Raw genomic sequence first — 25,876 nt, forward strand, 5'->3', positions numbered from 1 at the left:
GTCATTCTCCTCTAAGCTGTTTTAAGCGTTCCGTCAATCGATCTCTTCGTTCAATATTGCTCCTTAATTTATTATCTCGGGTCATAGTTTTACGATAAGCACGAGTGAAAGCATTCGATCCTTGAGCTTTGTACATGGCTTGAGGATCTTTGTATTCCTCTAACTTGCGCTCAAGACTATTAATTCGGAGTTGTTTAAATGGAGAGATCCATTCTTCTTTAAGGGTTTGAAATTCATCGTCTGAACCTGGAGTTGGCTCTACTGTGATTGGAGATTCTATTGATGGAGTTGGTGTATTCTCTTCCACTGGTTTAGACTTCTCAATGATTGGTTTTGTTGTAGAAGGACTTGGATCGAGTGTGTCTGGTGCTTCAGATGGAGTCATTTCTTCAAATTGGTTCTCGGATTCCTTATTGGTAAAGAAAGAACCAACATTTTGAAAGTGACTCTTGGCATTCATGAGCATTCCAGCTCCCAAACCAGCACCTGCTAAAGCAAAATTTCCAAGGTGTTGAGCAGATGAAAGGCTTCGTGATGGTACTTGTGAAGCCACTTCTCGGGTTTTTGTGATCCCACTTTCAACTTTATTTCCAATATCACTTGCCACCATTCGAGCTTTGGATCCAAGAATGAATTGGAGCAATTCAGCTTTGTATTTCCATAGAAAGAAATATACGAGTCCTTTTGAGACAACTGAAATGAGTAGTTTAAAGACAAGTCCAAAGATGATCAAGGATGGGAGTGTTTTAAGAATGCCATCAAATCCTGTAATGATAATGTTTTCGATCATTTTCTCAATGTAGAAAACTAATAGAGTTAATAGACTTGTGATAGCTGGGAAAAGTAACCCACCAAACATGACTTTTAGAACTCCAAAGATCAAATCTTGCATTCTTGGTACAAAAGACATCAATAGCACAATTGGGAATAGCAGGATCATCATCAAGACAAGAGTTTGAGCGATGACATTTAACATTTGAATCAAAATAACTGGTATCGCTAATACAAAAGCATCAAAAATTTTAAATATGACATAAAACATACGAGTAAAGATGAAATCAGGCATTGCCGAAACCCAACGGTTCTTTTCTCCATCGTCATTAGCTCCATTGCCTAGTTCATCTAGATATTTGGAGCGGTCTTTCGATTTAACCGCTTTAAAGTTTCCATTTTTATCGCTTGTTCCTAGTACCTTACTATCATCAAATGCCTCTTCCTTCTCATTTTGACTGTTCTTATATTTCCCATTTTCTTGTCCAGTATTGACAAAGACATAGGCTTTATAAGATGTTTCTGCTATATAGCTATCTGCCATGGAATCACCGATTTTGATCGTCTTATTTTTCCATATTCTACTTTAATATGAGTGATATTTTTAGTGACCTCTTTAGAGACATTATTGATGGTATCAAGCAGATAAAGACCACCAGAGGTCCCTGCAACTGTTCCAAAGTAACCAAAGCCAAGGATGAGAACTAGAAAAACATGAAGGAGTGTTCTTGAAAAGGATCCTTTCGAAAAGAAATATTGATAAAAAAGGTAGAAAGCTAAAATCAGAAGCAACATTGAAACGAGTGAGTTCTTGGCAACTCCACTCCCATTTGAACCGATAAATCCCTTCCAGATACTCATTGCTCCATTAAACACATAGTTTTTATAACTAGAGTAGAGATCAATTTTTTCAAGAATTCGTATCAGCAAAGAAAAGAAACCCACCACTGCGTTTAGAATGAAAAAGAAGAAGTTGACGAAAAGCTCATTAATCAGTACCCAAGCACCATTAAAGGAAGCGAACCCAGTCGGCTCCATATAGGACTTGAGAGAGAAGATATCGACTCCCCTTAATTTGTCAAAAGCTTCTTGCATAGATTCACCTCCTAACTAGCGTATTTATTTTCAAGGCTTGATGATACTGTGGCTTTCATTGGTTTTAGAAGCATATCAATATCTTCAAAGATGTTGTGTACGGAAATCATATTGAGATTGCCATACACATCATAGTACAGGCACTGACCAGAGATCATATTATCAATCCATTCGAGATTACTTTCAGTGACTTCTAGATTGACATGTTTTAGGATATCTTCTCTTTCTGACTTTTCATAAAAAGCAAAGATAGTCCCAAATCCAGTCGTATCATCGTCATTTTCTGCATCATGTACAGATTGAGTAATCAGTGCCAAGGTATTATTTTTGGAGCGTCCAATCCGACGCATATTTTTGATAACGGCTTTTCCTTCTGCGGACTTCATAAGAATCCATGCTTCATCAAAGAACTCAATGGTATCTTCATTTTCATTTCGTTCTCCAAAGTGTGTACAGAAGGCACCAAGCGCAAACATGAGGGCAATAGAGTTGCGTTCATGATCTGAAATTTTTGTGGAATCGTCTTTTGGTAATTTGAGATTATTGACCTCTAGGATAGTCACTCGTGACTCGTAGTTAAGCCCTTGAGTGGTGCCATCTGAAAAGGCTAGTTCCAAGATAGAGTTTGTGACAATTGAGGTCAGATAACGACCAACCGAAGCAATTTCAGAGGAAGTAGATTCTCTCAGCACTTTTAGGACGTGTTTAAAGCCGACTTTCTCACCAGCGACTCGTTTTTCCACAATTGCATTAATAGCTTCTGTGATCGCTGTTTTCTGGTCCATTGTGACATCGTCTACGGCTTGTAGTAGAAACTCGAGCATGTTTTTTGCGACCTCTACAGCCTGTTCTTTATCTAGAACGACAATAGGATCTAAGACACCGTGGTTTGATGGAAGCGAGCTATCCAGTGTCACAAAGTTAAAGTTCTCAATCTGTCTCTTGCGTTCAGGATAGAGACGTGCGAATTCAGGTGAGTTAATCACTTCTTGGTAGTGATTTCTAAGTTCACGTTTAGGATCTATATAAAGTGTTTTGACATTCTGCAAAGCTACACTTAAAAAGATGATCTGAGCAAGGAAGGATTTTCCTTGACCTGTTGCCCCCGTAATAATGATGTGTGGGTTCTTGGTGATCTTTCCAGCGATATCTTCTTTATTTCCGACTGTCGCATTGTAGAGGACAATGTTCTTTGAGGAATCAATGGCTTTTGCAATATTGTCCCAACGGCCTGTCCAGTTATCTACTCGGCCGATATACCAACCGATACGGTTTCCAGAAGAAGTATTAGTGAAGGGCATGAGTTCTGAAAATCCACGAGCTGTAACCATATGTGTCCAGGTGCGAGTTTTCTTTTGGAGGTTTTCTCCATAAAGCAGAGCTTGAAAGAGATAAGGACCGTCTTGAGAGGCTTCACTAATTTCAACTCCCATATCATCAAAGTAGTTCAAAACCACTTGCCGTCTTTGTCGTAGTTGGTTCACACTAGAAGCGGAAACAATCAGATAGGCTCCGTATTCGATGATATCTTCCTTATTTCCGACTTTCTTCATCAAGTCTTTCAGGGAGATAGAGCCCAAAATAATCTCATCTTGTTGGACGGTATCGGTATTTTCAGCTTCTTCCATGATATTGCGATAACGTGTATTTGATCGTCCCATTCGACCTTTGATCTTACCGGTATCAATGAATTCTGCCTTAATTCGTAATTCAACGGGGAAGTTCAAACGTTGGATAAATTCGCCAAGATGAAAACCGTTGAATTGAACAGGAAATTTACCTACAGGAAGAATAGTTACAAAAGATGAACCATAGGGGCTTTCTAGCTTGAGAAAGCCACCTTTTAAAACTTTAATCAAGGTATCTGTGATATTGAATTGAGCACGATTGGCGAGCACCTCCTTCTTGTAGTGAGGAATATAGCGGAGATATTGCATCCACTGGTAATAAAAGAGTTCTTCATTGGATAAACGCTTTGCCCGAAGGACGGAGAAGGCTTGGAAAATGGTGAATTCATCACTTTTATAGTCTTCATACCAGGTGGGACTTAATTCATATTCATAGCCGAGGCCTTTTGCGATTTTTTCAGTGAGCTCATTAAAACTCTCATAGGCCAAGTCTTTGACGGTAGCTCCGTGATTTTGTTTGCGTAAGATCACTCCTACAACCCAGTCAAACTGATAAGGGATCTCCATTTCATCTGTTAGACGATCCACCGTGTAAAGAAGAAGTTCTTCTCCTAGTTCACGACTATCGTCCGCTAGAGCATCTGAAAAGTCCCGCATTTTCTCTTCTAGAAGATAGTCTTTTGGGATCAGAGATATTTCAAAGAACTTGTTTTTCTGGAGCTTCTTCATCATTTGAGCAACCGTGATTTTGTGTTTGTCCTTTTTTTCTTCATCCGTAATCGTGATTGGAGTATTTGGAATACGATAATAAGCAACGACTGTTAGATCTTTTTTGAGGGCAAGGTTTTCATGTGTTTCCCTAATAGGATAGGTTAAAGTAATACTCATAGGTCCTCCTTTTCTATAGATTTGTTTTTTCAAAGACAATTTCTTCTACAGGCTCTATTCGATCTTCATGGTAGATAGCTTTTTTATTGATTTTAAAGTCCCAGAAGTAAATCAGGTAATCACCAATAAAGACATGCATCTTCTTACCGTGAGGTTCGTATTCAGTATAGAATTTGGCTAATTTGTAAGGGAGATACCAATAGAGTAGCAATGAAATTGAGTGAGTGATTTTTGCGAGTGGCACAAAGATAAATCCTCCAAAGAGTAACATGGCCACAAAGATGATGATAAAGACAATGAAAAAGGACAACTGCATCGGTGTCGCAAAGTACCATAGTCGAGTGCCCTTTTTTGTCTTAATTTCTTGGATCCAATAAGGGGCGTTTAGACCCTTACTGTAATCATAAAGTCTTTCTTCATTCATACTTAAAGTCCTGATTCAATACCGAAGAGTCGTAGGAACCAGCCGACTGCTTTTAGGATATCTTGTCCTTTCGCAATCGAAACAATAACGGCATAGAAACCAACGACTGAAAAGAGTTGAAGCCAAGAGCTATTCCGCCAAGCCTTGATCGCTAAAAGCACGGCAATGGCTGTTAGGATCCAAATTCCGTCTCCCTGAAGGAAGGTTCGTAGATTGTTTGTATTCATAGAGTTCTCCTATTCTTTATCATTTGCATAATTCAGTGGAATGGTGTGTTCAAGTTTTGAGACATAGTAGGTCTTTTCTTTTTCTGAGAGGGTAAAGGTGAAGTTTTCCGAGTGAGTGGTGCCTCCAACTTCAAAAGTAGCTTGGACATAAGCGATTAGATTATCACCATCCTGTTTAAGATAAGTGTAGTCGATTGTTTTGAAAGTGCTATTTGCGATGATATCCACATTTTTAGCAATCAGATTAAGATTATCTTGGTTTGTGGTGTAATTGGTAAAGAAGATCTTGAGGAATTTTTCCACCTTCTTACGCTCGCTGTCTGAAAAATGATCATTGGCAGTTAGTTGGAGTTTGTCATCTTCGCTAAAGTGTCCAGCTTGTGAGGATTCAATGGCAGAAAACCAAGGAAGGCCAGAAACGTAATATTTTCCATCTTTTTCATCAAAAGGAATATTGAAACCTATCACAATTTCTTTTTCTTCTGTGTTGTTATCCCGATGGATGCTTTCCTTGTATTTAACTTTATAGGTCGCAACTTTCCCTTCTACAGTCACTAACTGAGAATAGAGAAGTGTGCTAGGATTTCGAACTTGCCCTTGAGATTTTACATCAGGGATGAAGTTGTAAAATTTATTTAAGTAGTCCACTTGCGCTTTTTGTTTTTCATCTTCATTAGAAAGTGTGAAATAAGCATAGACATAGTCATTCAAGTAATACTGGAGTTTATAGTCATATTTTCTACTAGACTCCATAGGCTTTGTCTGTTGCTTTGTAGTAGCCTCAACTTGGGCTTGTAGTGTACTCACCTTATTTGAGAGTGTGATAGCACGGATAGATCCCAAGAAACCAACAAAAAGGAGGAAAGAAATTCCTCCTATGACGGCGATATTGACGGTCTTTTTATTGGTGACTTTTAGTTTTGGTGGGCCTCCTTTTTTCTCCACCTTTTTAAAGTGTGAGAGATATTCTTTTGCTTGAAGCAAGTAGCGTTTAGCTTTATCCATAGATCCTCCTTTAGAGACCAGCAAGCTCAATGAGCTTTGATCCTTTTGCATAAAGGCGCTTATTGGCTTTTTCGATCTCGCCGTTAATGTAATAGTAGCCTCGTAGCTCAGTTTGGAGTTGTTCGATCAATTGAGGTTTTAGATCCTTGGCTTCTTCTTTTTTAAGGAGACTATTTAATTCACCAGCCTTGGTCCAAGCTTCTCTATGATCTTTCTTTTTAAGTAATTCTCCCAGTTCATTCGTGACTTGAGAGATTTTCTTTTCAAAAATAGTTTTAGTAGCCATTTCAATTTCCTTTCTAAATTTTTCTTGATTGTCTTTGATGGTCTTTTGGATATAAGTAATGAGTGACGGGCGCATTTTTTTATTCACGCTCAATACTTGACCATCTAATGTGAAATAGGCATGTTCATAGGCATAAAATCCTCTACTATCTGGAAGTTCTTCTGTACACCTGCCAGCGCATTCATAGTAGAAGTCCTTACCTTTTCGTAAGAGGATATAAATCTTCCAAAATTCATGTTCTGGAAGAAGTAGAAAGTCTGCTTGATAGATCTTCTTCAGCATCTCAAGAATCCTCAAGTAGATCATCGTAACCTAGAGCTTGGTAAATGAAATCTGAATCGAACCAGAGCCAGTCATTGATTTGTACTTCTGTTGGTGTATCACCAGAGAAGATATCTTCACAAATGACAGTTAGAGTATCTACTCCACCACGTTCACGGACAGTATTCAAGGTCGTTAGTCCACCAGACCAGGCTTTAAAGTTGTCTAGTGAATTGATTTGAACTTTGTATTCCATATTGCTTTTCCTTTCTAGTGTTCATATTGTTTATTGGTTTTTAGAAGTCGTAACATGGCTTTTCCTCGATCTGTTATTTCTCCGCTGTTCTGAATCATTTTCATGTATTCTGTTTGCAGGATTTTATCTGCTTCAGTGACTAGTGCAAGGGAGTTAGCAACTTGGTAGGTTAGCCAGCGGATTGTCCTCTCAATACTATAAGGCTGTGGGTTGGTTGAGAGTTTCAAGGGTTCGACTCCTCCAAAGAGTTTTTGCCATTTTTCATCGGGTTTATAGGCTCCAAATCGAGTGAGACCATCATAGACTTGGATTTCTTTATTGACGATACCTCGTGCAATTTCTCCAAGGTCTACACCGTTGATATATTCCTCCACAACACCTTGAGCTTTCTGATCTGAGAACCGCAATTCATATCGATTCCAGATACCAAAAATCTCCAAGGATTCGTCCAAGGAGATATTTTCCATTCGTGCTATTTCATAGCGCTTTTCATAAAAGTTGAAGTAGAGTTGACTTTGACGACTCCCAAAGTAAATGGATAAGCCGTGATTAGCTTCCATGTCTTCATTATCTGTGAATGATCCACCACCTGTGATATTCCATTTCTTGATCGTATCTAGAACAATCTCTTTGGAATGGAGTTTATCAATTAGTTTGGAAATCTGAATTTGTTCGTCCTCGTGACCGTAGCCCTTATAGAGTTCATCTAGAGCAATATCGAGACGCTTTACCCGAACATCTTCATAGGAATAAAGAATGTTTTGAAGAAAGATCTGCCAAGTGATTCCCTTGTCTTCTAGAAGTAATTCCAACTCACGGCATCCTTGACCAGATAGTTGAAGACAAGTTTGGTAGTCATTTGTCACAGACTTATCAAAGAAGTCAAAAATCCAGATATTTCCTCGTTGCCATAAGTGGGTATAATTCATCAGACGGGTTTCTTGGCCTGTAAATTCACTTAGGTGACAGTGAAGAAAGTTTTCACAGAAAGCATCTAGATCCTTTAATCTAGGAAAGGATAATCGTAGATAGTCTATCTGAGCCCGAAGACTGTTTTTATCGCAATCTTGATAGTAACCGAGCCTTTCTTTTAGTTCTCTAAACTTATCAATCGTCAGTCCTCTTTCGCCTGTTTCATAAGAACGGTAGGTTCTAGTCGGAAGATCAACAGCTTGTGCAAATGCTTTTTGACTAAGTCTTGTTTGTTTTCTGAAATTCTTAATATGAAAAGGGCTCATTTTGTCCATTCATCGCAACACCTCTTTCTAACAAAGTGACACACTTTTTTGACGAAAGTGACACACTTCATAAAAATTGAAAATCCAACTCCCATAAGGAATGAGGAGGGGTGGACTTGGCGTTTTTGCCAAATGTAACCTCCCTATTAGAAAACGGGGGTTCGTTGTCATCATGAGCCAGGAACGGCGGGCTTCGGCCTTCGCCTGACCTGCGGTCAGGCTTGCCCTTGTCCTAGCCCATGATGACGGATAATCGCTTCAATAGCTTTTGGATAAGACTTACGTCCATCTTCCTCAAAGCGAGTGATTATTTCAAGAAGTAACTTTTCTTGGAAAGGTTCAATGAGAATAGCGGAGTCGGTACGTTCAAATGAAATCCCGTGCTCTTCCATATAAGGGATGATTTTCCGAAGAGTTTGCATCTTTAAATCGTACTCATCCGCAAATTCCTTGAGTGGTCGCTTATTTGGTTCGTTTTCTATAACCTCCTTTTCCTCTATAGGGTCAATTGTTTCAACTGGTGATTTGTATTCTTTAAATACTGAGAACTCTTCTCCTTCAAATTCCATAATGGGAATTTTAGCGTATTCATCATAGAATGAAAATCCTTGATCGAGTGGAATATAAGGTGAATAAAATTCCCCAGCTAGATTACCACTTGAAGCAATATAACCACGACCGACTACTTTCACCCCGTTAATTTCGTCTAGCTTTTTAAACTCTTTGGTTTTATTAGCGTCTCCAAACATCATGTCATATCCTGTTGATTCTAAATGACCGACTGAAAGACGCATCATAAAGTTGTCTCGAAGAGAAGTTTTGATATATTCCCCATCAGGCCGTTGCATGGCAAAGATCACATATACTCCAGCTTGACGACCCTCTAGAACGATTTGAGTTAGGTATTCCATGAGCTCCGATTGTTGGCTATAGTCACGGTCAATCTTGGCCATGAGAGCAGCCCATTCATCAACTAGAATAAACTTAGGTTTTAGATTGTAATGGGTGTAATAAGTATCTGGTCTATAGTCTGGAAAAGACGTTAAGACCTCGTAGCGCTTCTTCATAAACTCTACATTTTCTCTAAAACAATTGATGATATCCTCTTTACTAGAATAGACTCGACCGTGAAAGACTGGAAGTTTCTTTAAAGAAGCTAAGTCTGAGTTTTTAGGATCACAAATATCTATATAGCCAACTTTTAATAGGGCATAGATAATGGACATGAGAGTAACGGTTTTTCCTCCTCCAGTACCTCCACCAACTAGTAAGTGGGAATCTTTCACATAGTCCCAGTAAACATCTTTCATAAGGCGGATCTTTGAGCCTTTCACTTCAACCTGATCAATTGAAATACGACTATCAATCCGATTGATAGCAATTTTGTATTTAACAAAACAATTATCAAAACTCTTATCACGAAAATCCCCATTGAACATGACTTCAAGAGTAGAGCCAAGATTTAAAAACCGATCTTGAAACTTGTTCCCCTCTAATATAAAACTGACTTGAATCTCGTAACGACTTTGTTTTAGGTAGACCCTGGGAAGAGTGATTTTCTCTACTATTCCTTTGTCCCGTCTGACCTTCTTTACAAGATACAAGTTATTCTCTAGCAAGAAACGAGAGAGGATTCGAAGACTATTGAGCTTTTGAAAAAAGATCAACTTTCTGTAGCAAACTCGATTGATAAACCAAGCAAGGAGTAAAGAAAAGAGAAACCCAGCTCCTAGAAAATATCCTTGAGGTAAGGGATGAACTTTTAATTCTTCTAGATGGATGTAGCTGTAGTAACTAATAGCCAACAAAAAAGGAAACCACCAGATAAACCATGTGATTCCCTTTAGTTTACGATGAAAAACTCGAACTCTTTTTCCCCGATAGGTAAAGAGTTTCATTCTGCATCACCTCCTAGTTGTCCTTCTTATTTTCTAACGGTTTGTTTTCTTTATTCGGTGTACCTCCAGCTTTTTTCTTGATTTTAGAAGCAAAGAGCTTATAGATATCATTACGATTGACGTGGGTATGCGTGATAACAATATCTTCTAGTTCAACCTCTTCTCGGTATTTAATACCTAGGTCTTCAATCTCAGACTCTGACATATCTGCGATCGTGAAAAAGAGAGTTTCGTGCTGGACAGAAGAATGAATCCCTACAACGATTCCACGGATCTCACCTGTATTGACTTGGACAAATGATCCGTCAGGATTTCGTTGTGAACGATCCACCTCAAAGATGATATCAGGGCCCTCAATGCCTCGGAAAGTCAGTTTTTCAAGAATTGCTGGTACATCCAGCCCGTCTGTAATGACACGATAAGTCTTGTCAGCAATTTGTAGTTTTTCTCCGTAGTTTAATCCAATTTTAGCCATGTGATTTTCTCCTTTTATTTCTTATTTTTTAAGTACCAATTTTTCCGCAAAGACATTGAGGTAAGGTGCAACAGTGATACCATTTAAAGCAGTATCTGGGAAAAAGATTGGGTTAACCGCTTCTACTAGAGCATCTTCTGGAAAGACCGTTGTAGAGGCTGGTGTGATGACATGGAAGGCTCCGTGCTCTTCGCTGTTTAGAATGTGACGTTGGTATTTACCTTCTTTTCCAAAAATAAATTTAGGAGCATTTCCCAAACGTTCGTAGTAAGCAGGGCCAATAAATTCTGGTTTCATTTTAAGTGTTTCTGAGATCATAAGATTTTCCTTTCTGAGTGTAAAATAAAAAGAGTTAAGCTAGTTGCTTCACTCTTGAGTAATAGTGATTAAAAATTTTGCGTTTATACATGCGACTATAGAGATCAATATCCCCATGAGCATAGCCATTTCTACGAGCATCTTGAGTAAGATGATCTAAATCAATTTGAGCCTGAGCATAGAGTTTAGCCTGTAGTTTATCAGATTCACTAAACATACCATAGGTAAATTCATAGTTATCATAGAGTCGTTTACATTGTAGTGCGAAAAAAGTTTGTCATATTATTCTCCTTTATCGTAATAAGTAAAAAAGCTACTAAGTGAAAAAAGGAAAGAACTTAGTAGCTTGAGAGTAGGTCTATCAAACGATAGACAGCAGTAAAGAAAAGTTATTTGGTTGAAGGATCCCTCCTTCACGGTGGCAACGTTTAGCAAGGTGCTTTGCGTGAATTACCATCGCTTTCCCAGCCAATCTCTTTAGGTAGTCATGATCATACCCAAGGGATTCTCTTACGCCCTTTGACGAAGCCAGTTCACTTTACTATTCGGAAAAGTGCGAAAGTCCGAAATGCGTGGAAGCCCACAAGAATTGAGTCTTGTTTTCTATCTTCACTTCAACCATAAAACGGACTTGACTTTACCTATCAAATATATTACAATAAAGGTGCTAAGTTTATGTGTAGTTCTGATGATCAGTCCTCTGGTTGTCAGACGCACTTTTTATTTAATTTTCAAAGAGCGTTGAAATGAACCTTTCAAATAAGGTTATTATTTTTTAAGTTCAGTACAACTATCAGTTGTTACGCCTATTATACAACCTATAGTTGTGGATGTCAACCGTTTTTTGAAAAAATTTAAAAATACTTTTTTAAGGGGAACTATAATGGACCTTGCGGAACACCTTAAGACCTTGAGAAAACAAGCTAAAATGACCCAAGCCCAAGTCGCAAAAACTATCGAAATTTCGCAACAAGGATACGCTTATTGGGAACAAGGCAAAAAACGTCCAAGTTACGATAATCTAGTGAAGATTGCTAAACTCTTTAATGTATCTGTCGATACCTTGGTATCAAATGAAACCAATGATGATATTGACTTATCAGAAGTAGAATTGCTCTTCAGAACCACATCAGACGGTATGAGCAATGAAGAAAAAGAAATCTTCAAACAAGAGCTACTTCAGTTTATGAAGGAGCGTAAGAAACTTTTTGATAAGGAAAAGTAAATGAAAAGAATAATTGGGAAAATAAAAAGAAAATTTACAATCCGAAGACTAATTAGAATTTTCGATTTTGATGAACATGATCAACATAAAGGAAATAATAGAAAAGAAGTAGCAGAGAATGCTATTAAATCATGGTATGAAAAATTATCTGAAAATCAAGTAAGGTATTTTATTAATGCATTAAGTGAATACAGATACTATTCGTCTATCAAAACAAGTAAAACATATGAAAAGTTGCTGAATGATGTAGAATACAAAGAAATAAGGGAGGTCATCAAGGGGAAATCAGTAATTTATATGCCTTTAAAAAAGAAGAACGATAGAACCGAGACAAGTATATCTATGTTTGTGAACTTTATAAATGTTTTTGGAATTGATTCATTGCAAACATCTCAGGAAGATACCGTTAAGTGGTTTGAAAATTATAAAAATTTAAATGAAAAATTTAAAAAATATGATCATATTAAAGAAGAGTATGAAAGAAAAATCGAGGAGTATGAAGCCTTAAGTGCAAAAAAAACGCATGACAAGCTAGTTAATAAGAGTATAGATAGGCAAATTGAGAAAAACAAAAATAATGCAACTAGAGAATATGAATCAAAGAAACGTGAAAAGAGTAATTTATTAAAGGACCATAAACACGAGTTTGACGCGAAAAACATTCTGATTGTAGACGATTTTTTATGCAGTGGAACTTCGTTAATTAAATTATTGACAAGCATAAGTTCATACGCTATAGATCTCGACAAGATGATATATTTCGTTTTCTTAGAAGCTACTAAAGAAGGAAAGTTAGCCGTAGAAAATAATCCTATATTTAAAAGTTTTAACAATGTAAAAATATATAATTTAAATACAGCTATTAATTATGAAGAAGATATTTTATCTTCTAAAGAAGAGGTTAAAGAGTTTAAGAGTAATAAAGAAGAGATTTATAGAGAATTTAAGCTAAGTGATGATAGGCGTTATAATCCTAAAACTATGTTTTCTTCTTTTGTAAATGCGCCTAACTCTAATTATGCGTTTTTGTCATTGCCACCGAAAGATGGAGACTGGCTCACTCCATTTCCTAGAAAAAAAAGAGGGAGACGAAAAGTAAAAGTATGAACAAAAAGTATATTAGAATCTTAAAATGGCTCAATAAATACCCAGTATATGATGTAACTAATTTAATGAAGACTAAACTTCATTTGTTAGATTCTCAGATTGTTCTTCATTTTGATAATTTAAAGAAGCAGAAATTGATTAAGTATTCAAATTACAAAATTAGTATCACAATGAAAGGTAAAATTTTATTGTTAAAAGATTTCTATACAGAGGGTATTGTAAAGAAATATATCAGTAAAGAAAAAAAAGATTTCACCATAGATAAAGAATTCTATGAAAATTATTTACCTCCCGAAAATAAAATGATAGAATAGTAATGACGACTAGTATTGCAGCCATTGCTGTTCTAATCCTATCTCAAATTCTGAATACACAATAGTGTAATGCTTGTTATTTGAGATAAATCTCAAACAAAAGAGTAGTCGTCTTTTTTTATGAATTTAGTAGAGTATAAGCAACAATTAGAAAGCAAGTATCTTCCGGTATTTTACGATTTTGAGCATGTAAAAAAGACTTTTAGAATAAAAGATGGCATGAACAAATTTATGCAAATGAACATATCGTGCTATAAAGTTAAAAAGCATACCAAAGTAAAAAAAGGTAATGGACCATTAAAATCTGATTACAGGATGATTTACACAGTTTCTCCGGAATTAAAGTTTATTCAAAAATGGATATTCGATAATATTTTAAGCAAAACATCTGTCTCTGATGTAAGTCACGCTTTTGTAAAAGGTAGATCATTATTAACCAATGCTAGAGCACATGTTTCACATAAGGATACTTGGCTTCTGAGGCTAGATATTAGAAATTTTTTTGAATCAATTAAATCTACTGCAATAGAAAATATTTTTATTGAACTTGGGTATTCGAAAGGAGCAAGTAAAGCCTTGACTCTTTTGACTACTTATAAAGGGAGGTTACGTCAGGGTTTTTTAACAAGCCCTTCTCTCTCAAATTTATACCTTAAAAATTTTGATAGTATCATTCTATCCAAAATTAATGAAGAAATAACCTATACTAGATATGCAGATGATTTATTTTTTTCAGGGGAGTTAACAGATGGTTTTGAACATTATATTGCTAAAATAAAACAATATTCAGGATATTATTTGTCTCAAAAACATCTAAGATTAAAAAAATCAAAGACTTCTTTGCAAACTTCAAATAGAAAACGGATAACTGGACTTTATATAGAAGATGAAAGAATTGTCGTATCAAAAACTTATATAAAATCAATTGAACGAGAATTGTTTTATTGTGAAAAATATGGTATTTCTACTCACCTAAGACATAGTGGAAAGCTAGATAAAATGGATTTCTATAAGTATATTTTAGGGAAATGCTCATTTGTAAAAATGGTGGAACCTAGTAAAGGGATTGAATTGATTGAGCGAGTACAAAAATTATATGAAACAAATGAAGTAGATTAGGATAATACTTCCAGTGGACAATCGTCCACTTTTTCTATATAATTATTGTTAGTTTATAAAACAACAAAACTTCAAGGAGGTATTATGGATACACGATACAGCCAAATTAAGGAAGTTGCAAATCGTTACATTTACAAGTATATCAAGGAGAATGACTCTTCTCTTTTGGGGTATGACTTTGAAGGATTTTTCAACCATATTGTTGAGAGTCACAATATCAAGGTAATGGAGCATCACTTTTCCAGTCGCAAGATTGAAGGGTTGACCTTGATTGATGAGAGCGGTGTTTCATTTTCTTATGAAAGGGAAAATCCGCAAGTGAAACAAAACTTTACTAAGTGCCATGAGTTGGGGCATTTTTTGCTAAAGCATAGTGGCTCTTTCTTTACAGAGTTAAAGGATGAGTCTGACTCTATCTTTGAGAGCGAAGCAAATCTCTTTTCAGCATTTGTGCTTATGCCAAGTATTGTTTTGCTGTCAAAGATATTTTATAGGCATGATAGCTTTTCACGAGTAATGAAAGATCTGAAAGTTTCTGCTGAAGCCTTGGTCTACCGCTTGAGAGACTTATTCAGTCATGAAACAACTCATTCAATAGATGAGATTAACCATGCTATTCAAGACTATAAAAACGGTCAGTTGGATAGAATTGTAGATATGTTTGGCTTGTTGAAGTCGTCTATTATCGAAGAGTATAAACAAGTCATTATAGATATGCTAGCCAAGGTTTACCATTTGCTGATCAGAGATGCCTACCTGTCTGATAGACAAATCCATGAATTGAAGGATAAATCGTTCAGACAAGCCTTGGAAGCTGACAAATCAGATATTTCTTGTGGTCAACTTTTTGATTATGGTAAAGTCATTTACTTTGCCTGGAAGAAGGATAGGTTAACAGAGAGACAAGCTGTTAGTAACGCTAAAACACAACTACTGTTAGAAAGGGCATGAGATGTTCAACGGTACAAAATTAAAGCAAAAAAGGGAAGAGTTGGGAATGAAACAAAGCGAGGTCGCACGGCTTCTTGATATTAACCGTTCTTCTTATTTCTCTTGGGAAAATGGCAGAGCAGTCCCCAATAAAGCCAACTTGAAAAAGATTTCTGAGATTCTAGGTGTAACAGAAGCGTTCTTCTATGAAGAAGAAATTGCTATGCTTTATAAGCAACTGAATCCTACTAATCAGACCAAGGTTATGAACTATGTTAAAGACTTAGTAGATAAGCAATCTAATATTATTGCTATGCCTACCTTCCCTTATCGTGTCTATGAAAGCCTATCAGCTGGTATTGGTGCCACTGTCTATGATGATAAGAACTTTGATACGGTATACTTTGATAAGGAACTGGCTCATGATTTTGCTTTATGGATTTCAGGGGATTCCATGGAGCCTACTTATCATAACGGATCCGTTGCTCTTATTCGTGAGACAGGATTTGATTACGATGGTGCAGTTTATGCCGTAGTCTGCAATAGCCAGACCTACATTAAACGGGTCTATCGTGAAGAGGACGGCTTACGGTTAGTTTCTATCAATCCTAAGTACGAAGATATTTTTCTTTCATATGATGAAGATCCAAGAATTGTAGGAATTATTGTAGGAAACTTTATCCCATTAGAGAACTAATTTAAAGTTTTAAAAAAATAAAAATAAAATTTCAATAAGGAGAGGAATTCCATGAAAAAATCATTTATATATATTATAGATTGGACATCTACATTATCTGCCATTAAAATTGGAAAAGCTGATAATATTTATTCCAGATATTCACAATTAAAGTCTAATTTTGGAGAAGCTGACTTAGCAAATTCTTACTGGATTGAAGTTCCAGTTTCTAAAGTAAATGATATCGAAAAATTAATACATTTGAGATTGAAGAGATACCGAAAAGAGATATCAATTAAATCTGATGGATCTACCGAATTTTTTGATATCAATTCATTTGAAAGTCTTAAAGAACTATGTAAAGATATGGATTTAACTATTCAAAAAGGAATAAGTAAACCTAAAAAGAGGAATAAGCGAATTATGACTTATGCTGAACAACAACAGAAAGCCAAAGAAAATTTTGAAAAATCAATAAGAAAATCTCAACGAACTCTAAAAAGGCTTATTACTGTTTTTAAGTATTTAAACCAAGAAAAAAATAACTTTGAAATTAAATATCTAAAACCAGATGAAAAAGCCTTAATTAGAAGATATTACCAGAGTTCCTCTCCGAAAAGATGGGTAAACAGTTTTATTATTTGTCCTGAAAAAAAAGTAAAAGGCAAGTTTTTGGATTGGCTTCAAAAGAAAAGTTATTTACATATAGATTACGGAATTGGGGCTGGAAGTAGCTCCATGAGTTTGTTTTCTTATCCCTTAAATGATTCAGGCGATGAGTACGTTACAGATATTTATTTTCAAGAGTGCCTCTTAACTAACTTAAAAAATTTAAGAGCGTTGAAAAAAATGACAGTCCAAAAGAATATGATTATAATCACAAATACCTACTACCTTATCTTGATGAAATCATTTCTCAAATAGAAAAATTTCTAGAAAGAAGACAAGCAGATTTTAACGTTGAAAATTGGTTATACCCAAATTACGAATGGCAAAATAATATGAATGAGAATGGGGGCTCTGAAATATTTAATTTACAGAAATCATCAAAAAGAGTAATTAAAGTAAATCTAGAGCCTGAAAAAATCAAATCTATAATTGTAACTAAAAAAAATTGGATTTTAAAACTCAAAGATAAAGAAGCAGAGTTTTATATTTCACGACTACATATTGAAGACAATAGTTTTTCGCATGATCATTTATTTTATTTCGCAGATGAAGATAATTATTTTAAGTTTTTAAATTTTCTTAACGATCTATTCATTAAAGATACTAAAGTAATAAAAGAAATAGAAACAATTATATATTATCCTAAATCAATTGAAAATAAAATATACTCTATTGATGATCTTATTTAATTTCCCTCATAATAAAAAGACTAGCAAATTTAGAATTTGAACTAGTCTTTTTATATTTCAAAGTGAATTAATTAGCCTCGATTGCTTCTCTAACTTTTAGTGCAACTGCTCTAGCTAATAGAGGAGGAACAGCATTCCCTACTTGGGTGAATTGAGGTGTTTCTTGAGATCGTTTATCCCCACCTGTTGTCCTCTTGCCTAAGAACTCAAAACTATCATCAAACGATTGTATTCTAGCCATTTCTCGTACAGTAAGTACTCTATCAAAATAGGGGTGAATAAAGTCGTCTGGTAAAGTGACTATAGTTGGTGATACAGAATCTGGATTAAGTCTAGTTCGTATTGATTTTCTTGTGAGAATCGCCTCACCAATTTTATCGGTAATTTCTCCATTCATAAGTAAGTGATGAAAAGTATCTGCACTGTATTCTCTATTAAGCAATGGCTGTACTGTTTCCCAGAAAGTGTTTGTCTGTTCTAGGTTGGTATTTAACCTACTAGCAAGTGATTTTAGAACGCTAGTAAATTCGTGTTCATTATTTTTCAGACTAGATAATATGGCTAACTGGCGATTAGTGAAATGCAACCAACGACTGGCCTTGAACTTATTATCGAATAAGTTAAGTTTTACGAGTGTATCATTTATAACTCCAGTATTAATAGCTAGATTAACTTGAAATAGACTTTCGTTAAACAATTCTGGACAAGTATCACGGAGATTTATCCCTTCTGCTTTGAGTCGGTTGATCACTGCACGGGTGTTTTCTCCAGGTTGATACAATGAGAATCTTTGGGAAACCAGTTTATCGTGTCTGGATTCTTCCATGTTTGTAATTTGTTCTCGTGGTATATTTTCTCCTGCTACTGTAGGTGTCTCACCTTGTATCCTATTTTGGGCATATTCAGATAAATCATTCTGGTTTGTATTATATAAACCAGTTAAAGCTTCTCTTACTGTTACTTCGGGTAGTACATCTGGTTCTGGATATTCAAGAGGATTAACATCATTTCTGTATGCTAAAAAGACTACACGATTTCTTTGTTGAGGAACTCCAAAATTAGCAGAATTTAGTACTTGAACATCAAGTAAAACATAACCCAGTTCTTGTAATTCTTCTTTAAGAATTTCCTTTACTAGTCTTTGTCCCAAATATGATTCATCTCTAACCACGCTTGGAAAATCAAGCATAAGCATGTCTAGAATACCGGTAACATTCTCCATGACGACATATCTCGGGCGCACATCCCGAATAATTCGTAAGTATTCATGGAAAAGCATATTTCTGGGATCGCTGGCATCTCGTTTCCCAAGGCGACTAAATCCTTGACAAGGTGGTCCTCCGAAAATGACATCTATATCGCCGGGTTCAAAAATATTTCCGTACCTTAAGTTATTTATCACTTCAAAAATACGTTCAGAAGTTAATTCTTTGATATCTGCTAGTTCAAAGTGGGTATCAACTCCTTCTTCGAGACCAAGTTGTTGGTGTCTATTAACGTAGGTTTCTTGCACCATTGGGCTTCTATCGCTAGAAAAAAGTATATCGAATCCAGCCTGTAAGATTCCTTCACTAAAACCTCCAGCACCACAGAATAAATCAATTGCATATGGCATTTTTAAATTTCTCGCTTTCTTTCTAATATTATATCAGAAATAATTATTCAAGTCCAGGATGAACTATTGAGTAATTTCTATACTTATTTATTCGCAAAAAATACGATTATTTAGATTATTAATTGCAGACATTTTTTAACTTGTTGAATATAACCAGTTAAAAAAGCAAACATATCCGAATTAAAAACCCTTTAAAAAGACAACTTATCCGAATTTATAAATCTATTTTAAAGGTAAAATAGATTTATAAATCACCCGAGGTTTAAAAATGAAAATAGCTATTGAGAATCTTAATCGCGTTAAAACGATTAAGCAATTTACTCATAAAGAATTGGCTGAAAAAACAGGTTATTCAAGAAACTCAATTCAGAAGTTGTTCTCCTATCATAATAATAATAAAACGAGATTGGATCTCGTTGTGGCTGTTTGCAAAGGATTAGACATTGATTTTCCTTCAATATTTGATAGAAAAACAGAAAATTATTATGGACATTATATGTTTAATAATGACTTAGTTAATACTCTGGGAACAGATTATTACTTAAGAAATTTTGTGAATAGAGTCCAACTCGAAATTAAAAACAATCCACGTTATTCTTTAAAAATAACAACTGGATTGAGTGAATCAACAATAAGTGACTTGTTAAATTTTAAAACAAGAAATCCCCGGGTAGAAACATTATTAAAAATTGCGGAAGGACTAAATATTTCTATGTCTGAAATGTTTAGATAGGTATTAATATGCTTTTTGAACCTTATCAAGACGAACTACAATTTATTGAACAAATCCACAAATATAATGAAAGAGAATACACAGTTATTCGCCTAACGGATACAATGCTATCTAAAAGCATAATAGATGCCAACGTATTCGTTCAGGATGTTCTTAAAAAGTATGGATTAATGGACTATCAATCACTCCAAAATGGTGAGAAGAAAAAGTTGGATGCAATGCTGTATATTGGTGAAGAAAAATTTGAAACAAAGATGTCATGCTATCGTGCTAATGCTCGAGGGGATGAGAGATTTTGGATTTATGGGCGCCAATTTAAAGAAAGTTTCCATTCTGGCGACTTGATGTACATATCTGTAGATCCAAGTAATAGACGGGTTATTAATATTAATGTCTCTAGGGGGATCTTGTCAGATGAAGATTTAGCCAAAATTTTCGGACAGGATAAAATTAAAGAAGCACTTTCTAGATTAATTCCTAAGGTAAAAGAGATTGCTTCTAAAGGTTATCACCCTAATTCTAAAGGAATAGGGAAAATTTCTCCTAAAGATGCTGGTGACACACTTGAGAATTTACTAGGAATTAAGACTAATAATAGCCAAAAAGCAGACTTTGAAGATTTAATTGAACTAAAGTCTAAGACTTCAAAAACACTTGATACTTTATTTACATTACGTCCAAAGTTTGAAGGTACGCCTGTAGCAGAATTTGAATCCAATGATCGTAATCGGGTTTCAGCGTTTGCGAGGTTGTATGGATATGAATCTGACAAGCATCCCGGTATGAATAGTTTATATATCACCATCGGGTCTGAGATGTCACCTCAAAATAATCAAAAATTTTATTTGGACGTAAATGAAAGCGATAGAACTGTAGAAATTCGTAGACATGAAAACGATACCTCTCAAAGGGTGGCTTATTGGCATTTTGAAGATTTAGAAAAAGAGCTACACTTAAAACATCCTGCCACGCTTTGGGTAAAAGCGGAAAGTAGGATGAACGGTGACATTGCTGAGTTTAAATACACAGAAGCAGAGTTGACTCGTTCCCCTCAATTTATGACGTTCATATCCTTAATTAAATTGGGAGTTGTAACTTATGATTGGCGCGGCTATACTTCTAAAGAAGGGAAGTATGAAGGGAAAAATCATGGAAATGCATGGCGAGTAAAAAATAAACACCGTAATCAACTTTTCGGTAGCTCAGAAGTCATTGAATTGATATAAAACAATAGACACCTTTTCATTTGAGAGGTGTCTATTTGTTAATAAAACTCATCTTTAGTTGATTCAATAATATCTGTGTGGAAATTTTCTATTAGGGATGTGAAATATGCTTTTGAATTATTAGGAGTTATCATAAGAAGTTCGTTAAATGAATTAAGAGATTTCAAATCATTAATAGTAATGTGGAATGACTTTGATTTACAAATAACCATAATTTCATCTCCAAAACGATTAACTTCTTCAATGTTTTGCCCTTGAAAAATGTTCTTTTCAATTAAGATTTTGAGGTCCTTTATGAAGTCATATAGATTTTTGTATTGTTCTTCTAAATTTTAAATGGGAAAATCCTTTCTATTTATAGTTATAATGTTTTAGTGCTCCGTTATAGGCCTCGCTATTTTTTTGGTAATACTCACGTTCAACACCTGTTATGTTCACTGTAATCATGCCATCTTTGTATTTATACTTGACTATTGAATCAGAAGCAGTTCCGCCTGTTAGATTTAATGTGCTGTTTTCTTTGTTGATTGTGAAGTGATCAGCTTCACCATGATCGATAGTACCTGTATCTCCTTTAATAGTAAAAGCTAACTCGTTTCTTTCACTTGAGATCCAATAATACTCACCATCTAAAGATTGGTAGTTGTTTTTAGAGCAAGCAATTAATGTAATTATTGATAATGAAAGTAGTAGTATACCTATTAATTTTCTCATTATTTTTGCCTCCTTCTATAATTTTAATTATACCAAAATAATACTACGAGAGTATATCAATGTCTGTTATAACGGAAAAATGAAGAAATGTCTATTATAATAGCAAATAATAACTTTCGGAAAAATTGTTATTTTTCCGAAAGTTAAAAAAACAATGGAATTTCCATTGTTTTTTGCTATAATGACACTATAAATAGTAAAGAGATATAATGTGTATTGAGCTCCCTTCATCTATAACAGAAATTATAAATTTTTCATTTTTGTTACTTTCTTTATTTATTATTCTAAATTATAATTACATACATACAAACAAATTAAAAAGTATTTAGAAATTTCCTTGTTTCAATCAAATTTTTTAAAAAAAGAAAACAGAAAATCTCTGAAAAAATATTGATATCAAGTTGTTTTCAAACTCTCCAAGATAGATTTAAATCAAACTAGGATTGAAAAAGAATCTTAAAGAGTCACAATTTAAAAAAACTAGAGAGATTGAAAAAGGAGAAACTAAGAAACTTAAAGAGAGATTTATTGTAAATTTTATAATGAGCAAATTTTGAATCAAAAGAGATATTTTCAGTTGAAAATGGGACAACGTTTATCGGTGCTTGGCTTAGTAACTATTGTTTCAATTGCTGTTGATAATTTATATCTTCATCAAAAATCTAAAAATACTAGTATTAGAGATTAAATTGAGATATTAAAAAAAGCATTGGATAATGCTGACATGGAATATTATCGAATATAGAAGGGGATTGTGTATGCTTGTTATTTCTTTAATAAAAAACTTACTGATAGAAAAACTAGGAAATTATTTTAGAGGAGTATTAGGGAAGTTGAGACTGAGGTTTTTTACTAAAAAACTAAAAAATGAAGTCGAAGTCTCGATATTGGAGAAATATGGAGATAGGATATATTATCTTGATTTTGATAGATTTTTAATTGAACAGGATGTGCTAAGTAACATTATTAAAAATTTTATTAATCAGGATATTTTGCAATATAGAACAATAAGCCAGTCAGTAGATTTTTATCTTAATTTGTTTATTGAAAGATATCCTAAATATAAACTCTATAATAGTGATTTGAAACGAATTCTTAAAAAATATTTTGAAATAATATTTAGACAACTTAATGAAATAAAAACTCCTGAATCACAAATACTATGTCGAACTATTAGAGAGATTAGTGATAGCATAGACAAACAGTTGCAGTACTTAACGAATGTAGTGGATGATAATAATGCAATGTTAAATAAAATTGCAAATGGTAATTTTAGGATACGTTCCTATATTGAAACCTTATTAGCAACATCTGATTATTCATTTGAACAGTCCGACTATTTTGAGCGTTACCTATTTCGGGATACGGAAAGAAGTGAGGCGAAAGAATCATTAGATGTCCTTTTACAATACCATAAAGTTGTATTAACAGGAGAAGCAGGATTAGGAAAAACGTTTGAGATAATTAAAATAATTAATCGGTTATGTGAACGGTACTCTAATTATCAATTAATCCCTGTCTACATTCCGTTAATGGAGTACGAGGATAGTCTAGGGACATTATTCAATATTATTCAATCGAAAATGGAACCTTTTTGTATAGGAAATTCTAAAGAAGCTATTAATCAGCTATTTGTTAATAATCAACTAGCACTGTTTTTCGATGGTATTGATGATATTATTGATGATAGAAAAAGAGTAAAATTTTTTTCTGAAGCGAATCAATTAATGGCACAATATGACCGAAATTTTTTCTTTTTCACAACTCGGAAAAATCGCTATCAGCATGAGCTTGGAGAAGAAAAGAGTTTCATTCTAACGAAACTTGATGATAGTATAATTCAAAGTGACTTAATTAAACTTGGATGTTACAGTAATCTTCCTAAAGCATATCTTGAATTATTTAGGAATCCTTTACTGTATAAAATTGGTAAAAATATTTTAGCTGATAAGAAACATAAGGAGCTACTCAATCGGACTCAAATTTTTAAAGAGTATTTTGAAAATAATTATTACAAAAATAGTTATTCAGAATTGTCTTTGCATGAAACATTAAATCTTTTTGGCAAATTTTCTTACGAGTATTTTAATCAATCTAGTTTTACATATAGTGAAGTAGATAAAATAATAAGCTCTTATCCAGTTTCTACACTGAGTAGAAGAAATACAATTGATTATTTTATAAATTTTGGAATTTTTAGTATTTCAGATAGAATTGCTTTTTCTCACAAACTATTTAAGGAGTTTTGTGCGGCATACTATATTACGAATAATTTGAGGATTTCATCAGATACCGAGCTTCTCGAGAAACTTATCTATAATGAAGAATGGCAAGAGGTAGTAGTTTTTATCGCAGGATTATTTTCCACTATTGAGGAACAAGATAGATTTTTAGATTTTGTTCTACAACGTAACTTACCTCTCTATATTGAATGTATTAATTCTAAAAATGATTTATTGAGTAGTGATGAGATTCCAGATTTCTCTAAGGAAGATAATGTAGAAAGAATATTATCAGAGATTCACAAAACCTATAAGTTTATAGTGGAAAATTATTTCTCCCCGATATCAGAGCAATTTGAACCATTTATCACGGAAAATCATAAATTGGAATCTAAAATAGGAATTGCTGGAGGTATGGAAGAAAATACCCTTTATTATTGGTTTGATATTGTGGACAGAGATGTTCCAGATGTAAAAACTATCAACGCTGAATTGTTGAGTCAAGCGAGTCAAGAATATCAGGATACTATCTTTTTAAAAACGACTCAAATGGTTCAGCATAGTACAAACTTAGAATTATCAGGCCTTATAGGAGATAGTGGTAGAAAAATAGCAATAGATATTATTAAAAATAATCTGAAAACTATTTTAGAAAAGAAATCATTACATGCAAGTAATTATATTTTATGTGAACTTTTGGAAGAAATAAAAAATAAATTACCTTGGCTTAAAGATATTGATGAAATATCTTTAATGAGTAAAAGTGTTAGAAACAGGATAGATGAAATTCTTCAAGATTATCCTGAGGTTGCAAGGCATACTACTTCTGAAGGAGTAGAGCTGTTTGGTTTGAATAAACTGTTAACTATTTTGCAACAGTCTGATGTGGATTATAAAAGTTTTGTCATGCCTGGACGCGATAGAGAATATTCAGAATCAAATGGCTTAGTAACGAACTTATATTCTACAAAAAGAAAGATAAAAATAGTTGAGACATTTTTTAATTTCGCTGAGGTGAGTTATTTGGAAATGGTAAAATATAACTTTCCAAATATTTATAGATATTTTTCGAAAATTCAAGATATGCCATACAAACTACTGGTTACTTATAAGGATGATGAAAGAAATCCGTGGATAGGCTATTATCATGTGGCATATTCAGGAGATAAAAATTTAATTGAAGTATCGCTAGGTGAATTAAGTGAGGGTTATGAAAAAATATATGATGAAATACTACAAAGCTATCAATCATTAAACAGAGTCCCTAAAGATGTTTCTAGTCATAGAAGTGCTTTTTCAACTCTTTTATTCTCAAGAAATTTTAGTGGAAATACACCATTAAGTGATTATGTTCATAAAGAAATAGAAAAAAGTTTAGAAGAGATATTCGGAAAAATGTAACAAATCAGTTTTCCAAATAATATTTTTGAGTAGTTCGAGCTTAATATACAGTTTTAATAATCCATTTAGAACAAACAGGTGGATAACTCAAAGACTAAAAATATTCAATCTTTATTATTTGTTAATTTGAGTAAGTTTGTGTACTCTCAAGGTTTAAGTAACTGTATGACAGAAATACAAGGTGGAAACAGAGTTGTCAGAGTGATTAAAATATAGAGATAGAAACTGAGATCGCTGAATTTCTACTACTATTATTTCAATCTCTACCTTTTTTCTGAACTGATATAAAGTCTATCAGATTAAGCTTTGTGGTTGTAGAAGTTAATTTTTACAGAACTAAACTATTCCCCCTATTTAGAATCTATTGATTCAAATTTTATGAAATTAATCAGTAGGTATAGTTATGAAAAGACTTGATATTACGCTATTTTTAACCCAACTGAAACCTCTACTTTCCAAACCAGGT

General features: G+C 34.2%; 24 protein-coding genes and 1 pseudogene. 11 read left to right on the forward strand and 14 right to left on the reverse strand.

Features of this window, described 5'->3' with window-relative positions; all coding sequences use genetic code 11:
- Position 1: 1 nt before the first annotated feature.
- The 12 genes and pseudogenes from ACIY14_RS04795 to ACIY14_RS04850 all read right to left on the reverse strand — a co-directional run bounded on the left by ACIY14_RS04795 (position 2) and on the right by ACIY14_RS04850 (position 10,987).
- A pseudogene (locus ACIY14_RS04795) lies at positions 2 to 1,866 on the reverse strand (conjugal transfer protein).
- Positions 1,867 to 1,877: 11 nt separating this feature from the next.
- Positions 1,878 to 4,382, reverse strand: coding sequence for an ATP-binding protein (locus tag ACIY14_RS04800; RefSeq protein ID WP_409001733.1), 2,505 nt, complete (start codon positions 4,380 to 4,382; stop codon positions 1,878 to 1,880).
- A gap of 13 nt (positions 4,383 to 4,395) precedes the next feature.
- A complete protein-coding gene (locus ACIY14_RS04805; RefSeq protein ID WP_003005516.1) occupies positions 4,396 to 4,806 on the reverse strand; it encodes a conjugal transfer protein in 411 nt (136 codons plus the stop codon).
- 2 nt (positions 4,807 to 4,808) lie between these two features.
- Positions 4,809 to 5,033, reverse strand: coding sequence for a TcpD family membrane protein (locus tag ACIY14_RS04810; RefSeq protein ID WP_001095596.1), 225 nt, complete (start codon positions 5,031 to 5,033; stop codon positions 4,809 to 4,811).
- Between the two features lie 9 nt (positions 5,034 to 5,042).
- Positions 5,043 to 6,038 (reverse strand): conjugal transfer protein, encoded by a 996-nt coding sequence (locus ACIY14_RS04815; protein ID WP_409001734.1) that lies wholly within the window; start codon positions 6,036 to 6,038, stop codon positions 5,043 to 5,045.
- Positions 6,039 to 6,048: 10 nt separating this feature from the next.
- Entirely contained in the window at positions 6,049 to 6,606 is a 558-nt protein-coding gene (locus ACIY14_RS04820; protein WP_409001735.1) for a conjugal transfer protein, read from the reverse strand.
- A 1-nt stretch (position 6,607) separates the two neighbouring features.
- Entirely contained in the window at positions 6,608 to 6,841 is a 234-nt protein-coding gene (locus ACIY14_RS04825; protein WP_409001736.1) for a hypothetical protein, read from the reverse strand.
- A gap of 14 nt (positions 6,842 to 6,855) precedes the next feature.
- On the reverse strand, positions 6,856 to 8,088 hold the full coding sequence (locus ACIY14_RS04830) for a replication initiation factor domain-containing protein (protein ID WP_409001737.1): 1,233 nt from the start codon (positions 8,086 to 8,088) through the stop codon (positions 6,856 to 6,858).
- Between the two features lie 206 nt (positions 8,089 to 8,294).
- A complete protein-coding gene (locus ACIY14_RS04835) occupies positions 8,295 to 9,977 on the reverse strand; it encodes an FtsK/SpoIIIE domain-containing protein (protein ID WP_409001738.1) in 1,683 nt (560 codons plus the stop codon).
- A 13-nt stretch (positions 9,978 to 9,990) separates the two neighbouring features.
- Entirely contained in the window at positions 9,991 to 10,452 is a 462-nt protein-coding gene (locus ACIY14_RS04840; RefSeq protein WP_409001739.1) for a conjugal transfer protein, read from the reverse strand.
- A gap of 21 nt (positions 10,453 to 10,473) precedes the next feature.
- The gene (locus ACIY14_RS04845; protein ID WP_409001740.1) at positions 10,474 to 10,770 is read right to left on the reverse strand and encodes a cytoplasmic protein; all 297 of its coding nucleotides are present in this window, start codon (positions 10,768 to 10,770) and stop codon (positions 10,474 to 10,476) included.
- Positions 10,771 to 10,804: 34 nt separating this feature from the next.
- Positions 10,805 to 10,987 carry a hypothetical protein gene (locus ACIY14_RS04850; RefSeq protein WP_409001741.1) on the reverse strand — a complete coding sequence of 61 codons (183 nt, stop codon included), beginning with the start codon at positions 10,985 to 10,987 and terminating at the stop codon, positions 10,805 to 10,807.
- Positions 10,988 to 11,653: 666 nt separating this feature from the next.
- Here ACIY14_RS04850 and ACIY14_RS04855 point away from each other — a divergent pair.
- From ACIY14_RS04855 to ACIY14_RS04890, 8 genes are all read left to right on the forward strand, one after another.
- Positions 11,654 to 11,995: a helix-turn-helix domain-containing protein gene (locus tag ACIY14_RS04855; RefSeq protein ID WP_409001742.1), complete on the forward strand. Its 342-nt coding sequence runs from the start codon at positions 11,654 to 11,656 to the stop codon at positions 11,993 to 11,995.
- Positions 11,996 to 13,102, forward strand: coding sequence for a hypothetical protein (locus ACIY14_RS04860; RefSeq protein ID WP_409001743.1), 1,107 nt, complete (start codon positions 11,996 to 11,998; stop codon positions 13,100 to 13,102).
- Complete coding sequence (locus tag ACIY14_RS04865) at positions 13,099 to 13,416, forward strand: hypothetical protein (protein ID WP_409001744.1); 318 nt, start codon at positions 13,099 to 13,101, stop codon at positions 13,414 to 13,416. Before ACIY14_RS04860 ends, ACIY14_RS04865 begins: the two co-directional genes overlap by 4 nt.
- Positions 13,417 to 13,536: 120 nt before the next feature.
- Positions 13,537 to 14,535, forward strand: a complete 999-nt coding sequence (locus ACIY14_RS04870; RefSeq protein WP_409001745.1) for a reverse transcriptase domain-containing protein — start codon at positions 13,537 to 13,539, stop codon at positions 14,533 to 14,535.
- Positions 14,536 to 14,619: 84 nt separating this feature from the next.
- A complete protein-coding gene (locus tag ACIY14_RS04875) occupies positions 14,620 to 15,486 on the forward strand; it encodes an ImmA/IrrE family metallo-endopeptidase (RefSeq protein WP_409001746.1) in 867 nt (288 codons plus the stop codon).
- Between the two features lies 1 nt (position 15,487).
- Positions 15,488 to 16,162: a S24 family peptidase gene (locus tag ACIY14_RS04880; protein ID WP_409001747.1), complete on the forward strand. Its 675-nt coding sequence runs from the start codon at positions 15,488 to 15,490 to the stop codon at positions 16,160 to 16,162.
- Between the two features lie 51 nt (positions 16,163 to 16,213).
- The gene (locus ACIY14_RS04885) at positions 16,214 to 17,065 is read left to right on the forward strand and encodes a GIY-YIG nuclease family protein (RefSeq protein ID WP_409001748.1); all 852 of its coding nucleotides are present in this window, start codon (positions 16,214 to 16,216) and stop codon (positions 17,063 to 17,065) included.
- Between the two features lie 77 nt (positions 17,066 to 17,142).
- Positions 17,143 to 17,499: a hypothetical protein gene (locus ACIY14_RS04890; protein ID WP_409001749.1), complete on the forward strand. Its 357-nt coding sequence runs from the start codon at positions 17,143 to 17,145 to the stop codon at positions 17,497 to 17,499.
- A 67-nt stretch (positions 17,500 to 17,566) separates the two neighbouring features.
- Here the strand turns inward: ACIY14_RS04890 and ACIY14_RS04895 are convergent, their stop codons facing one another.
- Positions 17,567 to 19,114: a DNA cytosine methyltransferase gene (locus tag ACIY14_RS04895; protein ID WP_409001750.1), complete on the reverse strand. Its 1,548-nt coding sequence runs from the start codon at positions 19,112 to 19,114 to the stop codon at positions 17,567 to 17,569.
- A gap of 268 nt (positions 19,115 to 19,382) precedes the next feature.
- On the opposite strand from ACIY14_RS04895, the gene ACIY14_RS04900 reads away from it, so the two are divergent.
- Positions 19,383 to 19,847 (forward strand): helix-turn-helix domain-containing protein, encoded by a 465-nt coding sequence (locus tag ACIY14_RS04900; RefSeq protein ID WP_409001751.1) that lies wholly within the window; start codon positions 19,383 to 19,385, stop codon positions 19,845 to 19,847.
- Between the two features lie 8 nt (positions 19,848 to 19,855).
- On the forward strand, positions 19,856 to 21,073 hold the full coding sequence (locus ACIY14_RS04905; protein WP_409001752.1) for an MvaI/BcnI family restriction endonuclease: 1,218 nt from the start codon (positions 19,856 to 19,858) through the stop codon (positions 21,071 to 21,073).
- A 351-nt stretch (positions 21,074 to 21,424) separates the two neighbouring features.
- On the opposite strand, the gene ACIY14_RS04910 is transcribed toward ACIY14_RS04905, so the two are convergent.
- Positions 21,425 to 21,787: a hypothetical protein gene (locus tag ACIY14_RS04910; protein WP_409001753.1), complete on the reverse strand. Its 363-nt coding sequence runs from the start codon at positions 21,785 to 21,787 to the stop codon at positions 21,425 to 21,427.
- 758 nt (positions 21,788 to 22,545) lie between these two features.
- Here ACIY14_RS04910 and ACIY14_RS04915 point away from each other — a divergent pair.
- Positions 22,546 to 25,410, forward strand: a complete 2,865-nt coding sequence (locus ACIY14_RS04915) for an NACHT domain-containing protein (RefSeq protein ID WP_409001754.1) — start codon at positions 22,546 to 22,548, stop codon at positions 25,408 to 25,410.
- The last annotated feature ends 466 nt before the right edge of the window (positions 25,411 to 25,876 follow it).

This window comes from Streptococcus sp. ST16, assembly GCF_046098135.1.
Taxonomy (GTDB): domain Bacteria; phylum Bacillota; class Bacilli; order Lactobacillales; family Streptococcaceae; genus Streptococcus.

Coding starts and splice junctions, on each gene's coding strand:
- ACIY14_RS04835 (WP_409001738.1), bottom strand. CDS start 9,977: ATGAAACTCTTTACCTATCGGGGAAAAAGAGTTCGAGTTTTTCATCGT.
- ACIY14_RS04905 (WP_409001752.1), top strand. CDS start 19,856: ATGCTTTTTGAACCTTATCAAGACGAACTACAATTTATTGAACAAATC.
- ACIY14_RS04880 (WP_409001747.1), top strand. CDS start 15,488: ATGTTCAACGGTACAAAATTAAAGCAAAAAAGGGAAGAGTTGGGAATG.
- ACIY14_RS04900 (WP_409001751.1), top strand. CDS start 19,383: ATGAAAATAGCTATTGAGAATCTTAATCGCGTTAAAACGATTAAGCAA.
- ACIY14_RS04800 (WP_409001733.1), bottom strand. CDS start 4,382: ATGAGTATTACTTTAACCTATCCTATTAGGGAAACACATGAAAACCTT.
- ACIY14_RS04875 (WP_409001746.1), top strand. CDS start 14,620: ATGGATACACGATACAGCCAAATTAAGGAAGTTGCAAATCGTTACATT.
- ACIY14_RS04850 (WP_409001741.1), bottom strand. CDS start 10,987: ATGTTTAGTGAATCTGATAAACTACAGGCTAAACTCTATGCTCAGGCT.
- ACIY14_RS04895 (WP_409001750.1), bottom strand. CDS start 19,114: ATGCCATATGCAATTGATTTATTCTGTGGTGCTGGAGGTTTTAGTGAA.
- ACIY14_RS04810 (WP_001095596.1), bottom strand. CDS start 5,033: ATGAATACAAACAATCTACGAACCTTCCTTCAGGGAGACGGAATTTGG.
- ACIY14_RS04865 (WP_409001744.1), top strand. CDS start 13,099: ATGAACAAAAAGTATATTAGAATCTTAAAATGGCTCAATAAATACCCA.
- ACIY14_RS04915 (WP_409001754.1), top strand. CDS start 22,546: ATGCTTGTTATTTCTTTAATAAAAAACTTACTGATAGAAAAACTAGGA.
- ACIY14_RS04825 (WP_409001736.1), bottom strand. CDS start 6,841: ATGGAATACAAAGTTCAAATCAATTCACTAGACAACTTTAAAGCCTGG.
- ACIY14_RS04860 (WP_409001743.1), top strand. CDS start 11,996: ATGAAAAGAATAATTGGGAAAATAAAAAGAAAATTTACAATCCGAAGA.
- ACIY14_RS04805 (WP_003005516.1), bottom strand. CDS start 4,806: ATGAATGAAGAAAGACTTTATGATTACAGTAAGGGTCTAAACGCCCCT.
- ACIY14_RS04855 (WP_409001742.1), top strand. CDS start 11,654: ATGGACCTTGCGGAACACCTTAAGACCTTGAGAAAACAAGCTAAAATG.
- ACIY14_RS04845 (WP_409001740.1), bottom strand. CDS start 10,770: ATGATCTCAGAAACACTTAAAATGAAACCAGAATTTATTGGCCCTGCT.
- ACIY14_RS04830 (WP_409001737.1), bottom strand. CDS start 8,088: ATGGACAAAATGAGCCCTTTTCATATTAAGAATTTCAGAAAACAAACA.
- ACIY14_RS04840 (WP_409001739.1), bottom strand. CDS start 10,452: ATGGCTAAAATTGGATTAAACTACGGAGAAAAACTACAAATTGCTGAC.
- ACIY14_RS04870 (WP_409001745.1), top strand. CDS start 13,537: ATGAATTTAGTAGAGTATAAGCAACAATTAGAAAGCAAGTATCTTCCG.
- ACIY14_RS04885 (WP_409001748.1), top strand. CDS start 16,214: ATGAAAAAATCATTTATATATATTATAGATTGGACATCTACATTATCT.
- ACIY14_RS04820 (WP_409001735.1), bottom strand. CDS start 6,606: ATGCTGAAGAAGATCTATCAAGCAGACTTTCTACTTCTTCCAGAACAT.
- ACIY14_RS04910 (WP_409001753.1), bottom strand. CDS start 21,787: ATGAGAAAATTAATAGGTATACTACTACTTTCATTATCAATAATTACA.
- ACIY14_RS04890 (WP_409001749.1), top strand. CDS start 17,143: ATGAATGAGAATGGGGGCTCTGAAATATTTAATTTACAGAAATCATCA.
- ACIY14_RS04815 (WP_409001734.1), bottom strand. CDS start 6,038: ATGGATAAAGCTAAACGCTACTTGCTTCAAGCAAAAGAATATCTCTCA.